A 14024-nucleotide genomic window follows, 5' to 3' on the forward strand; every position below is an offset into this window, starting at 1 on the left:
CGCGTGCCGGGGCCGGCGGCGCGGCGACGGCCGTACGCGCCCGGGCCCCGGCCCCGGCCGTGGAGCCCGCTAAGCGAGCGGACGGATGATCATTCCGCTGCGCGGGCGGGTGGGGATGCGGTTCAGGGGAATCGTCAGGTCCTGCGGAGGGACCTCGTAGTCCAGGCCGGCCAGGCGCCGGGAGAGCGTCTCCAGGATGCCCACGGTCATGGCCTCGCCGGGGCAGCGGTGTCCCGTGCAGGGGTCGGCTCCGCCCTGGGGGATCAGTTCGTCCCGGCCGGGCGGCTGGTCGAGGAAGCGTTCCGGGCGGAAGGCGTACGGGTCCTTCCACAGGCGTTCGTCGTGGTTCTGGCCGTAGACGTCCAGCAGCACGAGGCCGCCGGCCGGGACATGGCGGCCCTGCCACGTCAGATCGGTGACGGCCTCGCCGCCCAGGAAGGGGGCGAAGGGGTAGAACCGGCGGACCTCGTGGGCGAAGGCCGTGGCGAACGCCGTCCCGTCCGAGCGGAGCCGTTCCCGGAGTTCGGGGCGGCGGTGCAGGGCGTGCGCGGCGAAGGCGACGAACCAGCTCAGCGCCGTGGCGGGGCGGACGACGTTCAGCAGCTCCACCGCCGCGGTCCCGGGCGTCAGCTCGGCGCCGGAGGCGTCGCGGTGGCGGCAGACCCGGTCCAGTACGGAGTCCGCCGGGGCGTGGACGGCTCCGGACCGGACGGAGGTGACGAGGTCGGCGAACCGCCGTTCCTGGCGGGCGCGGGCCTGCCTGGCCCGCCAGTGCCGGGGTCCGGCGGTGGCGAATCCGTCCACCATGGCCACCAGGTCCCGCGCCGTCGGCTCCTGCTCGTCCTCCGTGAGCGGCACGCCGGCCCACCGGCAGACCCCGCGCGTGATCACCCGGCTGACGGCGTCGAAGAGCACCACGTCCGGTCGCGCCCGCCACCGCGGTACGGCCTCGTCCCAGGCGGTGACGATGTGCTCGGCCGAGCCCTTCACGGCGTCGGTCTCCAGCAGGGGCAGGAAGAACGACTTGCGGTGCCGGTGTTCCTCACCGTCGAGGGTGTGGACCGCCCCGTGGCCGAAGAGCGTGCTCAGGACCGGGCCGGGGAGCGCCCCGTGCCGCCGCACGTGGTCCTCGTCGTAGAAGAAACGGACCGCGTCCGGGCCCCGCACGGCGAGCGCCGGCCGGCCGAGGACACGGAGGTTCAGCGCGGTGTCGCCCTCGGCGCGCATCAGGTCGGGCAGCCAGGCGTAGCCCTCGGCCGGCAGGGCCAGGGACTCGGGAACCAGTCGTCGGGAAGCCATGCCCGTGGGGTGCCCGCACCGGCGGCCGCGACACCCGGACCGCCCGCGGCGCCCTTCCGGTTCGGCCGTCCGCGCGCGGCGTCCCGGGAGTGGGGCTCCGGCACCTCAGGGGTGCCGGTCCCGGTGTCGAGGCTGCGCGGGGGGTGGTGAGCCGGGCCGACGACTGCGGCGGCGCCGGCTCGGGGATCCGCCGGCCGGCGAAGGCGCCCGTCCGGCGGGTGCGGCCGAGGACGATGTGCGGTGCTCGACCGTGCGCACCGCCGCCGCAGCCCGTCGGCGTGGGGGCCGGCGGCTCTCAGCCTCCGCCGCACGGGTCGTCGCCCGCCGGCACCGGCTCGGTGTCGGCCGCCAGGCAGGAGGAGTACACCCGCTGCGGCGTGGGGTGCGGTTCCGGTTCCGGTTCCGCGACGGTGCCGAGGGCCACGGCCGCCACGACACCGGCGGAGATCAGACCCGCCGTCGCGGCGAGCCAGGTGCCGCGGCTCACCGGTCGGCCCCGAAGTGATCGCGGAGCTCGTCGCTGCAGTCCTCCGCGCCGGCACTGGTCCGCGAGAAGGCCAGCACCCCGTCGTCCTCGCCCTCCTGCCTGGCCTCGGCGAGCCGCCGCTCGACGTCCGCGATGTACTCGGCGCACTCGGCGCTGACCGGCTTCTCGTCCACCCCGGACCGCTGGTCCGGCGTCGAGGAGGCGTTCAGCGCGGCGGTGGCGGCGAGACCCGCGGCGCACAGCACCACCCACGCCGCGATCCACCTGCGGCGGCTCATCGGTATCCGTGTCGGCTCGGGCACCCGGGCATCCTACGATGTCGTTTTCTCCACAAGGGAGTTGGCGCCCGCGGCGACGGGGTGGGCGGACGCCACCCACGGTGACGGTCGGTCCATCGCGCTCCGGCGCGTGCCGGGAAGCGTGCGGCACCGGCCCCCAGTAGCCGAGCACCAGCCGAGCCCCCGACCGGAAGGCAACCCGCATGGACTCCCACCTCGATCCCGGCATGGACACCAGCCCTCGTCCGCACACGACGAAGTACCCGATGGTGGTCCAGCGCAAGCAGCGCGCCCTTGACCTCGTGAAACCCACCGCACTGGCCGACGGTGCAGGCGACGAAGAGCCGATCTTCTCAGAACGGTGGCTCGCCTGAAGAACTGGTCGGTACGGTGACCCGGTGTGCTTCTACGCCATGACCTACTACAAGCTGCACTACGTGTGTGTTTCGTGCCGTGTCAGCTTCAAGCGGCATACCAGTCCGCAGCGGGAGCACCTGTGCCCGAACTGTTCTCAGCCCCTCACTTGCGCTGGTCATGACTTCGCGCCGCCACCCAGGCGTGATGTCCACGCGTGGTCTGTGGTGGCTGCGGTGCTGGGCGAAGGATTGCGCTACGAGGGGCGATCGGTCTGCGGGTGCGGCAAGGAGCCCAAGTACCGCCCACGGACACGAGCCGAACTGCGGGTGCGTCGAATTGTTGCCGCAAGGGGCAGGCTGCCGCTGTCCGAGACGTTGTCCCGACGGGACCCTCTGACCCCGACGACGGACTGACCTCGCACCTCAGCATGCCAGGCGGCGAAGTCCGATGAAGGCTGCTGACTTCACCCAGAACAACAACGCCGGCGTTGATCCGAGCGCATTCATCCGGCTCGCTGGCTACCTCGGACAGGTGAGCGCGACACTCGGTCTGGACGATTCTGAGCGAATCGAGTTGGAGCAGACAGCACAGGAACTGCATGCCGCAGCCACGTCCACCTCCCCCGAGGCAGGCGACTGCAGGTGCTAACGAGCCGCATCGTCGACGGACTGACCAACGCTGCGGGCACGATCGCCGGACAGATCGCTCTCCAAATGGGGCAAGACGCTCTGGGCTCGTTGGGCTGATGGTCGATGCCCGGCGGGACTCGGCGTACTGAGTCAGTTCGTGCGGTAGCACACGGCCACCAGCAGCACCTGCTCGGCCAGCGGCAGCCGCCACGGACGGCCCCAGCCACAGCCCTCACCGGCGCGTTCCCGGACCGCTCTCAGCAACCGACCGAATTGATCGACCCGCAGTCGCGTGCACGTCTCCACCCACACCCGCCCGGCGCCCTCAACATCCCAGCCGTACAACGGAGATGCCCAGTTCACGGCCTTCTGCAACACCCTTCAGGTGTCGTCCCGGTGCTCGTCCAGGAGTCCCGCGTCGTACGCCAGCAGCGCGATCTGCACCCGGTTGCCGAGGTCGAGCTTGGCCAGGATGCGGGAGACGTGGGTCTTGACGGTGGCGACGCTCATGTAGAGCTCCGCCGCGACGGCGGCGTTGGCCAGGCCCCGCCCTACGGCGACGGCGACCTCCCGTTCGCGGTCGTTCAGCACGGCGATGCGGGCAAGGGCGCGGGTGCGCCTGGTGTCGGCGGCGGCGCCGGCCGCGTGCTCCATCAGGCGCCGGGTCACGGCGGGCGACAGGACCGGGTCGCCGGCAGCGACCTTGCGCACCGCGTCGAGGATCTGCGCGGGCGGGGTGTCCTTGAGGACGAACCCGGCGGCGCCCGCGCGCAGGGCCCGCAGCACCTGCTCGTCGGCGTGGAACGTGGTGAGCACCACGACCTGCGGGGCGTCCGCGCGGCCCCGCAGCCGTTCGGTGGCCGTCAGACCGTCCACCCCCGGCATCCGGATGTCCATGAGGACGACGTCCGGGCGGGTGCGGTCGACGAGCGCCTCCACCTCGTCGCCGTCGGCGGCCTCGCCGACGATCTCGACGTCGTCGGCGCCGCCCAGCATGAAGGACAGCCCGGCCCGCACCAGCGGGTCGTCGTCGACGAGGAGCAGTCTGATCGCAGTCATGGCCTCACGTAATCACGGTTGCCGGCGAGTTCACACACGGACGACGGCCCTGGCGCCGGTCCGGCGGTGACGCCGTGTCAGGTGGCGGTCGGGTGTCCCGCGCTCACCCCCAGGGCAGCCGCGCCCGTACCCGGAAGCCGCCGTCGGCCGTGGGGCCGTGCTCCAGCGTGCCGCCCGCCAGCGTCGCACGCTCGGCCAGCCCGATCAGGCCCTGCCCGGAGCCGGGGACGACGGGCACCTCGCCCTCGGGCGGGGCGTTGCGCACGGACACGGCGAGACCGTCGCCCGGCGCCCCGGTGACGGAGAGCTCGACCTCGGTGCCGGGGGCGTGTTTGCGGGCGTTGGTGAGGGCCTCCTGGACGACGCGGTAGGCGGTACGGCCCACCGAGGCGGGGACCGCGGCGGGGTCGGTGACGTCGCGGACGAAGGCCACCTCCATGCCGGCCTGCCGGGACTCGGCGACCAGGGCGTCCAGCGCCGCGAGCGTCGGCTGCGGCCGGCCCCCGTCGTCGGAGTCACCGGCCCGCAGTACGCCGATGATCTCCCGCAGGTCCTGCAGCGCCTCGTGCGCACTCTCCCGGACGACACCGGCCGCCCGTGCCACCTCCTCGCGGGACGCGTCGGGCCGGAACTCCAGGGCGCCCGCGTGCACGCTCAGCAGCGTCAGCCGGTGGGCGAGGACGTCGTGCATCTCCCGCGCGATCGCCTCCCGGGCCAGCCGCTGCGCCTGCTCGGCCCGCAGCCGCGCCTCCGTCTCCGCGCGTGCGGCCCGGTCGCGCAGGCTGAGCAGCAGCTGCCGCTTGGACCGGGCGAGCATGCCCCAGCCTGCCGCCGTCACCGCCAGCAGGACGCCGAGGAGGTTCGCGACGAGATAGGGCAGCTGGGGGTCGGGGCGCAGCCAGTAGAAGACCGGCTGCAGCAGCACGTTGGCGCCGGTCAGCCAAGCCGTGTACCGGAAGGGGCGGTGCACGGCCACGGTGAACAGGGCGACGAGGGCGGCGCCGCCCGAGGTGACCGAGAGGAGTCCGACGGGCACCATCGTCACCGCCAGCCCGACCGGCCACCGGCGTCTGAGCCACACGGCGGCGCATGCCAGGGCGCCGATCAGCTGGTCGGCGACTTCCCAGCCCTGCGCGAGGTGGGGCTCCTGGTCCAGCGAGTCCACGCTCAGCAGGCCGATCAGGACGGCCAGCCCGAAGCAGGCGAAGTCCACGAGCCAGTCGCGCGCGGTACGCCGGGAGCGCCACCCGGTCCCCTCGGCGTCCGGGTCGAGCTGGTCGATCAGCGCCGACGGCAGCAGCCAGCGCCGTCCGGGCAACGCCGGGGTGGTCCGCACCGTCCTCACCGTCTCGTCTTCGCTCACGTCCGACGAATCTACGCAGCGTCGGCCAGCGCCGTGGTGGTGCGGGGCGCGTCTCCGACCGAAGTCCCGGCGATATGGACTTTCGGTGTACCGGGCGGCGGACGGCGCAGACTTCGGTCGGAGATGTCTCGCCCCGCGGCCGATGTGGGTGGGGGGTCCGCGGGGCGAGGGTCGGGGGCATGAAGAAGGTGCTGGAGATCGTCGGATTCCTCGCCCTGGTGCAGGGCGTCGCGGGCCTGGTGCACGAATTCACCGACTGGGACTGGGGGTTCGTGCAGCGGCTCGGCTTTCTCGACGGCTACGAGATCTACGCGAGCGTCGCCCTGGTCGTGCTGGCGTTCGCCCTGTTCGCCGCCGCCGAGGGCCGCGGCGGGGGCTGAGCACGGCCCGGGGCGGGGCGCCTTCCGGGGGCGCCCGGTGCTCAGCAGCCGTGGTCGACGAGGTCGAACGTCGTGTAGTGGTCGGCCGTGTAGTAGTCCTCCTGATCCCCTTCGCCGGTGACGATGCGGCGCGCTCCACGGGTGTCGGAGCCCGGGGTGATCACCGTGTACTCGTGGTAGTAACCGGTGGACCGGCTGGGCAGGACACCCTCCCGGTTCTGGAAGACGGTCCCGTCCTGGTCGTACGGGTAGGGGCCGCCCTGCTCGATGAGGTCGAGCGTGTCGTGCGCCTGGGAGGGCAGGTCGCTGTAGCAGATGTCGCCGACCGCGGCGGTGGCGGCGCCGGCGGTGGTCGCGGAGACGGAGCCGCCCACGAGGAGGGCGGACAGGACTGCGGCTGCGGCGCCGATCCGGGCGGCGCGTGGGGGGAATCGCATGACCTCATGATGACGCGCGTAGACGATGGCATGTCAATGACAAGACCGTGGAGTTTCCCGGGACGTCGTATGTGTTTTCCGCGGGTTCGCGTCTCCGCCGGTGCCGCCGGCACGCGGGTCAGGTCGACGTCCGATCGCCGCCGGTGCGGACGCGCGGGGCCCGCTGGAATGGACCCATGAACACGAACACGAACGCACTCGCCCCCACCGCTCCGACCGGCCGGACGGCCCTCGTGACCGGCGGCAGCCGCGGCATCGGCGCCGCCACCGTGCTGCGCCTGGCGCGGGAGGGCGCGGACGTCGCCCTCACCTACGTGAACGGCAAGGACGCGGCGGAAGACGTCGTACGGGCCGTCCGGGCGCTGGGGCGCCGGGCGGTGGCCCTCAGGGCGGACTCCGCCGACGCGCAGGAGGCGGCGGGCGCGGTCGAGCGGGCGGAACAGGCGCTCGGGGGCGGCATCGACGTACTGGTCAACAACGTGGGCCTGGGGCTGCTGGGCCCGATGGAGAGCATGTCCCTCGCCGACGTGGACCGGCTGCTGGCCGTGAACGTCCGCGGTGTCTTCCTGACCTCGCAGGCCGCCGCGTCGCGCATGACCGAGGGCGGACGGATCATCACCATCGGCACCTGCATGACGCAGCGGGTGCCGGGTCCCGGCGGCACGCTGTACGCGATGAGCAAGTCGGCGCTCGTCGGGCTGACCAAGGCCCTGGCGAGGGAGCTGGGCCCGCGCGGGATCACGGCGAACATCGTCCACCCGGGTCCGATCGACACGGACATGAACCCGGCCGACGGGCCCTACGCCGAGGGGCAGGCGGCCATGACGGCACTGGGCCGTTTCGGTACGGCGGACGAGGTGGCGTCGACGGTGGCGTACCTGGTGGCCGCGTCCTACGTCACCGGCGCGGAGTTCGCGGTGGACGGCGGCCACGCGGCGTAGCGGTACGGCCCGCGGGCGATGCGCGGCCCTGGTGCCGGGCACACCCGGGCCGGGCCCGCCCGCCGCCGGACAGCCGCGCGGGGCGCACCGGTGCTGTCCTGCCGGTGCGCCCCGCGGGTACTCGGGGACCGGCCGTCGCCCGTCGCCGGGGCCGGCCGGTCCGTGCGTCAGGCGCCCAGTTCCTGGTGGCGGGCGGCCAGGTGGGCCGCGCCGTCCTCGGTCAGGGAGCCGAACAGGCGCAGGCGGGAGATGCCGCCGTCGGGGAAGATGTCCACGCGTGCGTGGGTGCCGACGGCCGGCTCGGGAAGGACGAAGCGGTGGTTGGTGTCGGGCTGCATCCGGGTCCGGGGCAGCACCTCGCGCCACTCGCCGTTCTCGCCGTCCTTCACCGACACCGACGCCCAGCCCGCCGAGTTGCCCTTCAGGTAGGCCGTGTCGATCTCGATCGCGCGGATCTGGGAGCGGTCCACGAGCCGGTAGCTGATCCAGTCGTTGCCCTGGTCGCGGCGGCGGCGGGTCTCCCAGCCGTCGTCCATCTTGCGCGAGCGGCCCGGCTGGATGGTGTTGGTGGCCGGCGAGTAGAAGAGGTTGGAGGCGTCCTCGACCTGACCGCCGTTCTCCAGCGCGACCACGTCGAAGGTGCCGAGCGCCGCGAGCCACGCCGGGTCCGGGAGGACCTCGCCGTGCACGCGCAGGCGGGCGATGCCGCCGTCGGGGTGCTGCTTCAGGCGCAGGTGGGTGAAGCACTGCTCGGCGGAGACGGCGAAGCCGTTGGCGGCGTGGCCGCCGACCGCCGTGCGCGGCACGAGGGTCGTCCACTTCACGTCGTCCGCGAGCAGTTCCTCGGGCGACGGGGAGCCCGGGACCGAGGCGCCCTCGACGGAGACCGCCTGCGGGTAGTTGCCGCGGAAGTGGGCCGTGTCGACGACGATGCCGCGGATGACGCCGGGGGCGCCGAGGCGGATCAGCGCCCAGTCGTGGTCGTCCTCGGTGGGCCAGGGGTGCTCGGCCGAGGCACCGCGGCGGCGGCGGGTCTCCCAGCCGTCCATGACCTTGCCCTTGTGCCCGAAGTGCTCGGGGTCGAACTCGGCGCGCTCGGGCACCAGCAGGTTCTCGCGCTGGGCGAAGAACTCGTCGTTGGCGGCGACGACACCCGCGCCGAGCTGCCGGTCGGCGAGGTTGGCGTACTGGGTGAAGGGGAGGTCGGCGCTGCGGTAGTCCGCGTACGGGTCACCGCCTCCGTAGGGGTTCGCATCGCCGGTGAAGCTGGCCAACGAGGTGTTCTGCTGGGCCGTCACGGTGATCAGGTGTTCCTTTCGGGTTCGTTCGGGGTGTGTGTCGGGGCAGGTCCGGACGGGTCAGGAAGTCCGGGAGAGGAGCTGTCCCTTCGGGTCGGTGAACGCGCCGTCCGTCACGATGCGCTCTCCGCGCAGCCAGGTGGACTTCACGACGCCGTACAGGGTCTTGCCCGCGTACGCGGTGACGCGGTTGCGGTGCTGGAGGCCGGCCGGGTCGACGGTGAAGGTCTCGTCGGGGGCGAGGACGGCGAAGTCGGCGTCGTGGCCCGGCGCGATGGCGCCCTTGCGGGCGTCCAGTCCGACCAGGCGGGACGTGTTCGCCGACATCCAGCGGACGATGTCCTCCAGGCCGTGGCCGCGCTCGCGGGCCGCGGTCCACATGGCCGCGAGGCTGAGCTGGAGACCGGCGATGCCGCCCCAGGCGGTGGCGAAGTCGTCGGTCTTCAGGTCGGCGGTGGACGGCGAGTGGTCGGTGACCACGCAGTCGATGGTGCCGTCCGCCAGTGCCTGCCACAGCAGGTCCTGGTTGGCGGCCTCCCGGATGGGCGGGCAGCACTTGAACTCGCTGGCTCCGTCCGGGACCTCCTCGGCCGTGAGCGTGAGGTAGTGCGGGCAGGTCTCCACGGTGAGGCGGACGCCTTCGGCGCGGGCCTCGGCGATCAGCGGCAGGGCGTCGCTGGAGGACAGGTGGAGCACGTGGACCCGCGCGTCGAACCGCTTCGCCTGCGCGATGAGCGTGGCGATGGCGGTGTCCTCGGCGTCGCGCGGACGGCTGGCGAGGAAGTCGGCGTACTTGGGGCCGCCCTGCTGCGGCGCCGCCTCGAGGTGGTGCGGGTCCTCGGCGTGCACGATCAGCAGGCCGTCGAAGGCGGCGATCTCGGCGAGGGACCGGGTGAGCTGCTCCTGGTCGAGGTGCGGGAACTCGTCCACGCCCGACGGCGACAGGAACGCCTTGAAGCCGAAGACGCCGGCCTCGTGCAGCGGGCGCAGGTCCTTGACGTTGTCGGGCAGGGCGCCGCCCCAGAAGCCGACGTCGATGTGCGCCTTGTCGGCGGCGACCTGCTGCTTGACACGCAGGTGGTCGACCGTGGTGGTCGGCGGGAGGGAGTTGAGCGGCATGTCGACGAGGGTGGTGATGCCACCGGCCGCGGCGGCGCGGGTGGCGGTCCAGAAGCCCTCCCACTCGGTGCGCCCGGGGTCGTTGACGTGCACGTGGGTGTCGACGAGACCGGGCAGGACGACGTGGTCGCCGACGTCCTCGAGGCGGGCACCCGCCGGTACGGGCGCGTCGTAGGGCAGTACGTCCGTGATCGTGCCGCCGCTCACCGCGACGGACGCGGCGCGTATGCCCTCGGGAGTGATGACACGCGTCGAGCGCAGCACCAGTTCAGCCTGGGACACCCGAACCCCTCTCTCTGCAGTCGTTCCGCCGCCGGTCCACCGCCGGCCCGCCGGTTCACATCCGGGAAACGGGATCTCTCACCACGTAACGGACTTCAACGTTCTGTTGAAGGAGTCTTCACTTCCCGTTCCACGCCGTCAAGAGGCACCCTTTGCCTGAGCACGCCCGACGACCCCGCTCTGGACGTTTCCACAAAGCGGAATTAGAATTCCGTCAGACAGAACGTATCTACGTACAAGCGGGGAGTCAACCGGCCGCCGGGTAGGCTTCTGCCCTCCCGCCAGCCCCGAAAGGAACGTGCCGTGCCGACGTCCAGCGCCAGCACCACCGACTCCGCCAGGTCCGCCACAGGTGGCGTCCAGTCCCTGGAACGCGCCTTCGACCTGCTCGAACGGATGGCGGACGCGGGCGGCGAGGTCGGCCTGAGCGAGCTGTCCGCGAGCAGCGGGCTGCCCCTGCCCACCATCCACCGCCTGATGCGCACCCTGGTCGCCTGCGGGTACGTGCGCCAGCAGCCCAACCGGCGCTACGCGCTCGGCCCGCGCCTGATCCGGCTCGGCGAGTCCGCGTCCCGCCTGCTGGGCACCTGGGCGCGCCCGCACCTGGCCCGGCTGGTGGAGGAGACCGGCGAGACGGCGAACATGGCGCTGCTCGACGGCGACGAGATCGTCTACGTCGCGCAGGTGCCGTCCAAGCACTCGATGCGCATGTTCACCGAGGTCGGCCGCCGCGTCCTGCCGCACTCGACGGGTGTCGGCAAGGCGCTGCTCGCCGACTTCCCGGCGGAGGAGGTGCGGGCGCTGCTGCACCGCACGGGCATGCCGGCCGCGACGGACAAGACGATCACCACGCCGGACGGGTTCATCGCGGCGCTGGAGGACGTGCGGCGCCAGGGGTACGCGATCGACGACAACGAGCAGGAGATCGGCGTCCGCTGCCTGGCCGTCTCCGTGCCGAACTCCCCCACCGCCGCGGCCATCTCCATCTCGGGACCGGCGGGCCGCGTCACGGAGACCGCGACCGACCGGATGGTGCCGCTGCTCCAGCAGGTGGCGGCCGAGCTCTCGGAGGCACTGCTGGCCTCGAACGGCAATCCGGCCGTCTGAGCCGCGTCACGGACCTTCAGCCCCCGGCGGGACCGCCGGGGGCCGCGCCCGTCGTGCGTCCGCGTCTCACCGCCGCGGCGGATCCCCGAACAGCTCGACGGCGTGCCGGACGTCCGCGAGCCCTCGCGACAGCGCGCTGACGGACCCGATCGCACCGGCTATCAGCAGCAGGGAACGGCGCAGCCTCGGCACCTCCGGGACGCCGTGGTGCGTCATCGCGGCCAGGTCGGCCAGCTCGTCCTCGGCGATCGCCCGGTCCGGGAAGTCCGCGGGCAGCAGGGCGAGCTGGCGGCGCAACCGGGACACCGCGGTCCGCAGTGCCGCCACTCTCACGTCCTCGTCACCGACGGTCACGTGCCTCTGCCCCAAGCTCCGCAACACAGCCCCTCCCCCTCGCACCCCGTCGTGCGCCCCTCCGCGGTGAACGTGCCGAGCACCCCCGGGCGGTGGCCGGGCGCCGGGGACGCGGGACAGTAAACGCCACCCGGCGCCGGGCGCGCCACCACGAGGGCCGAAATTCAGTCCCGTGAAACCGGTTGTGCGCCGGAGGGTTTGACGCGCGGTCAGGTATGCAGGACCCATGGCGGACAACGAAGACCAGGTGGCGGGGCTGCTCCTCGCCGCGGGAGGCGGACGGCGGCTCGGTGGCCGGCCCAAGGCGCTGCTCGAGCAGCACGGACACCTGCTCGTCGAACACGCGGTCGAGGTGCTGCGCGCGGCCGGCTGCGCCCGCGTGCACGTCGTCCTGGGGGCGCGGGCCGAGGAGGTGCGGGCGCGAGCGGCGCTCGACGGCTGCGTCCTCGTGGACAACCCCGAGTGGGAGCGGGGCATGGGCACCTCGCTGCGGGCCGGACTCGCCTCACTGTCCGGCACCGGGGCACGGGCGGCACTGGTCTCGCTGGTGGACCAGCCCGGCATCGGCGCGGAGGCGACGGCGCGGGTGCGCGCCGGGTACCGGGACGCGGCGTCGCTCGTGTCGGCGGCGTACGCGGGCGTGCGCGGGCACCCGGTCCTCCTCGGCGCGGACCACTGGGCCGGCGTCGGGGCGACTGCCACCGGCGACCGGGGGGCACGCGCCTATCTGAGGGAACACGAGGCGGAGATCACCCTCGTCGAGTGCGGGGACGTGGCCCGGCCGTACGACATCGACACCCCGGCCGACCTGCGCCACCTTGAGTGAAGGGCATGGCACTGGGAGCCACTGTCCCTCGACTCAGAGAATCTCGACATCAACAAACCATTGAAGTTCCACGATGAGGAAACTACTATCCACTGACCAGAAGCACCCGACCGCACAGCGGGTGCGCTATGCCCCATACGTGCCCGTTGGCACCCGGTGCCACCGCTGAAGGAAGTGACAGCTCATGTCCGCACCAGCGCCGTCCACGCTGGCCATCGTCGACGCCGAGCCCCTGCCCCGGCAGGAGGAGGTCCTCACCGATGCGGCGCTCGCCTTCGTGGCCGAGCTGCACCGGCGGTTCACGCCCCGGCGTGACGAGCTCCTCGCCCGCCGCGCGGAGCGCCGCGCCGAGATCGCCCGCACCTCCACGCTCGACTTCCTCCCGGAGACCGCCGCCGTCCGCGCGGACGACTCCTGGAAGGTGGCCCCCGCTCCGGCCGCGCTGAACGACCGCCGCGTCGAGATCACCGGCCCGACCGACCGCAAGATGACCATCAACGCCCTCAACTCGGGCGCCAAGGTCTGGCTCGCGGACTTCGAGGACGCCTCCGCCCCGACCTGGGAGAACGTCGTCCTCGGCCAGCTCAACCTGACGGCCGCCTACACGCGCACCATCGACTTCACCGACGAGCGCACCGGCAAGACGTACGCCCTGCGCCCGAACGAGGAGCTCGCGACGGTCGTCATGCGCCCCCGCGGCTGGCACCTCGACGAGCGCCACCTCCAGGTGGACGGCCGCCCGGTCCCCGGGGCCCTGGTCGACTTCGGCCTGTACTTCTTCCACAACGCCCAGCGCCTGCTGGACCTCGGCAAGGGCCCGTACTTCTACCTCCCGAAGACGGAGTCCCACCTGGAGGCCCGCCTCTGGAACGAGATCTTCGTCTTCGCCCAGGACTACGTCGGCATCCCGCAGGGCACCGTCCGCGCCACCGTCCTGATCGAGACGATCACGGCCGCGTACGAGATGGAGGAGATCCTCTACGAACTGCGCGACCACGCCGCCGGGCTGAACGCCGGCCGCTGGGACTACCTGTTCTCCATCGTCAAGAACTTCCGTGACGGCGGCGAGAAGTTCGTGCTCCCGGACCGCAACGCGGTCACGATGACCGCCCCGTTCATGCGGGCGTACACCGAACTGCTCGTGCGCACCTGCCACAAGCGCGGCGCGCACGCGATCGGGGGCATGGCGGCGTTCATCCCCTCGCGCCGGGACGCCGAGGTCAACAAGGTGGCCTTCGAGAAGGTCCGCGCCGACAAGGACCGCGAGGCCGGCGACGGCTTCGACGGCTCCTGGGTCGCCCACCCCGACCTGGTGCCGATCGCCATGGAGTCCTTCGACAAGGTCCTCGGCGACAAGCCCAACCAGAAGGACCGGCTGCGCGAGGACGTCGACGTCAAGGCGGCCGACCTGATCGCCATCGACTCCCTGGACGCCAAGCCGACGTACGCGGGCCTGGTCAACGCCGTTCAGGTCGGCATCCGCTACATCGAGGCGTGGCTGCGCGGCCTCGGCGCGGTGGCCATCTTCAACCTCATGGAGGACGCCGCCACCGCCGAGATCTCCCGCTCGCAGATCTGGCAGTGGATCAACGCGGAGGTCGTCCTCGACAACGGCGAGCAGGTCACCGCCGAGCTGGCCCGCAAGGTCGCCGCCGAGGAACTGGCGAACATCCGCGCCGAGATCGGAGACGAGGCCTTCGGCGCCGGCAACTGGCAGCAGGCGCACGACCTGCTGCTGACGGTCTCCCTCGACGAGGACTACGCCGACTTCCTGACGCTGCCGGCGTACGAGCAGCTCAAGGGCTGAC

The 14024-nt window shown here is 72.5% G+C and carries 15 protein-coding genes and 1 pseudogene; 6 read left to right on the forward strand and 10 right to left on the reverse strand.

Translation table 11 applies throughout. From position 1 onward, the window contains the following. Positions 1–69 precede the first annotated feature (69 nt). The 3 genes from ACGF3H_RS28625 to ACGF3H_RS28635 form a co-directional block, all read right to left on the reverse strand. Positions 70–1299 (reverse strand): cytochrome P450, encoded by a 1230-nt coding sequence (locus tag ACGF3H_RS28625; protein WP_362500453.1) that lies wholly within the window; start codon positions 1297–1299, stop codon positions 70–72. A gap of 295 nt (positions 1300–1594) precedes the next feature. Beyond that, complete coding sequence (locus ACGF3H_RS28630) at positions 1595–1786, reverse strand: hypothetical protein (protein ID WP_362500454.1); 192 nt, start codon at positions 1784–1786, stop codon at positions 1595–1597. Further along, positions 1783–2088 (reverse strand): hypothetical protein, encoded by a 306-nt coding sequence (locus tag ACGF3H_RS28635; protein ID WP_362500455.1) that lies wholly within the window; start codon positions 2086–2088, stop codon positions 1783–1785. The genes ACGF3H_RS28630 and ACGF3H_RS28635 overlap by 4 nt, the downstream gene beginning before the upstream one ends. A gap of 179 nt (positions 2089–2267) precedes the next feature. Between ACGF3H_RS28635 and ACGF3H_RS28640 the strand changes: the two genes are divergently transcribed. Further along, a complete protein-coding gene (locus tag ACGF3H_RS28640) occupies positions 2268–2438 on the forward strand; it encodes a hypothetical protein (protein WP_362500456.1) in 171 nt (56 codons plus the stop codon). A gap of 765 nt (positions 2439–3203) precedes the next feature. Here ACGF3H_RS28640 and ACGF3H_RS28645 read toward each other — a convergent pair. The 3 genes and pseudogenes from ACGF3H_RS28645 to ACGF3H_RS28655 all read right to left on the reverse strand — a co-directional run. Continuing rightward, positions 3204–3395, reverse strand: a pseudogene (locus tag ACGF3H_RS28645) (hypothetical protein); the annotation flags it as partial. Between the two features lie 36 nt (positions 3396–3431). Then, complete coding sequence (locus ACGF3H_RS28650) at positions 3432–4109, reverse strand: response regulator transcription factor (protein WP_362500457.1); 678 nt, start codon at positions 4107–4109, stop codon at positions 3432–3434. 103 nt (positions 4110–4212) lie between these two features. Next, positions 4213–5472, reverse strand: a complete 1260-nt coding sequence (locus ACGF3H_RS28655; RefSeq protein WP_362500458.1) for a histidine kinase — start codon at positions 5470–5472, stop codon at positions 4213–4215. Between the two features lie 179 nt (positions 5473–5651). Between ACGF3H_RS28655 and ACGF3H_RS28660 the strand changes: the two genes are divergently transcribed. Next, positions 5652–5852 carry a hypothetical protein gene (locus ACGF3H_RS28660; protein ID WP_362500459.1) on the forward strand — a complete coding sequence of 67 codons (201 nt, stop codon included), beginning with the start codon at positions 5652–5654 and terminating at the stop codon, positions 5850–5852. A gap of 41 nt (positions 5853–5893) precedes the next feature. On the opposite strand, the gene ACGF3H_RS28665 is transcribed toward ACGF3H_RS28660, so the two are convergent. Continuing rightward, positions 5894–6289 (reverse strand): ribonuclease domain-containing protein, encoded by a 396-nt coding sequence (locus tag ACGF3H_RS28665; RefSeq protein ID WP_362500460.1) that lies wholly within the window; start codon positions 6287–6289, stop codon positions 5894–5896. Between the two features lie 176 nt (positions 6290–6465). On the opposite strand from ACGF3H_RS28665, the gene ACGF3H_RS28670 reads away from it, so the two are divergent. Further along, a complete protein-coding gene (locus ACGF3H_RS28670) occupies positions 6466–7230 on the forward strand; it encodes an SDR family oxidoreductase (RefSeq protein WP_362500461.1) in 765 nt (254 codons plus the stop codon). A gap of 167 nt (positions 7231–7397) precedes the next feature. On the opposite strand, the gene alc is transcribed toward ACGF3H_RS28670, so the two are convergent. Together alc and allB are read right to left on the reverse strand one after the other, a co-directional pair. Beyond that, positions 7398–8528 (reverse strand): allantoicase, encoded by a 1131-nt coding sequence (gene alc, locus ACGF3H_RS28675; protein WP_362500234.1) that lies wholly within the window; start codon positions 8526–8528, stop codon positions 7398–7400. Positions 8529–8588: 60 nt separating this feature from the next. Continuing rightward, entirely contained in the window at positions 8589–9929 is a 1341-nt protein-coding gene (gene allB, locus ACGF3H_RS28680) for an allantoinase AllB (protein WP_362500235.1), read from the reverse strand. 303 nt (positions 9930–10232) lie between these two features. On the opposite strand from allB, the gene allR reads away from it, so the two are divergent. After that, positions 10233–11036 carry an allantoin degradation transcriptional regulator AllR gene (gene allR, locus ACGF3H_RS28685; RefSeq protein WP_362500236.1) on the forward strand — a complete coding sequence of 268 codons (804 nt, stop codon included), beginning with the start codon at positions 10233–10235 and terminating at the stop codon, positions 11034–11036. A gap of 66 nt (positions 11037–11102) precedes the next feature. On the opposite strand, the gene ACGF3H_RS28690 is transcribed toward allR, so the two are convergent. After that, a complete protein-coding gene (locus ACGF3H_RS28690) occupies positions 11103–11390 on the reverse strand; it encodes a DUF5955 family protein (protein ID WP_362500264.1) in 288 nt (95 codons plus the stop codon). Between the two features lie 226 nt (positions 11391–11616). On the opposite strand from ACGF3H_RS28690, the gene ACGF3H_RS28695 reads away from it, so the two are divergent. Both ACGF3H_RS28695 and aceB read left to right on the forward strand, forming a co-directional pair. Next, positions 11617–12216: a nucleotidyltransferase family protein gene (locus tag ACGF3H_RS28695; RefSeq protein ID WP_362500237.1), complete on the forward strand. Its 600-nt coding sequence runs from the start codon at positions 11617–11619 to the stop codon at positions 12214–12216. A gap of 184 nt (positions 12217–12400) precedes the next feature. Then, the gene (gene aceB / locus ACGF3H_RS28700) at positions 12401–14023 is read left to right on the forward strand and encodes a malate synthase A (RefSeq protein WP_362500238.1); all 1623 of its coding nucleotides are present in this window, start codon (positions 12401–12403) and stop codon (positions 14021–14023) included. Position 14024 lies beyond the last annotated feature (1 nt).

This window comes from Streptomyces sp. NPDC048185 (assembly GCF_043202495.1).
Classification (GTDB): Bacteria; Actinomycetota; Actinomycetes; order Streptomycetales; family Streptomycetaceae; genus Streptomyces.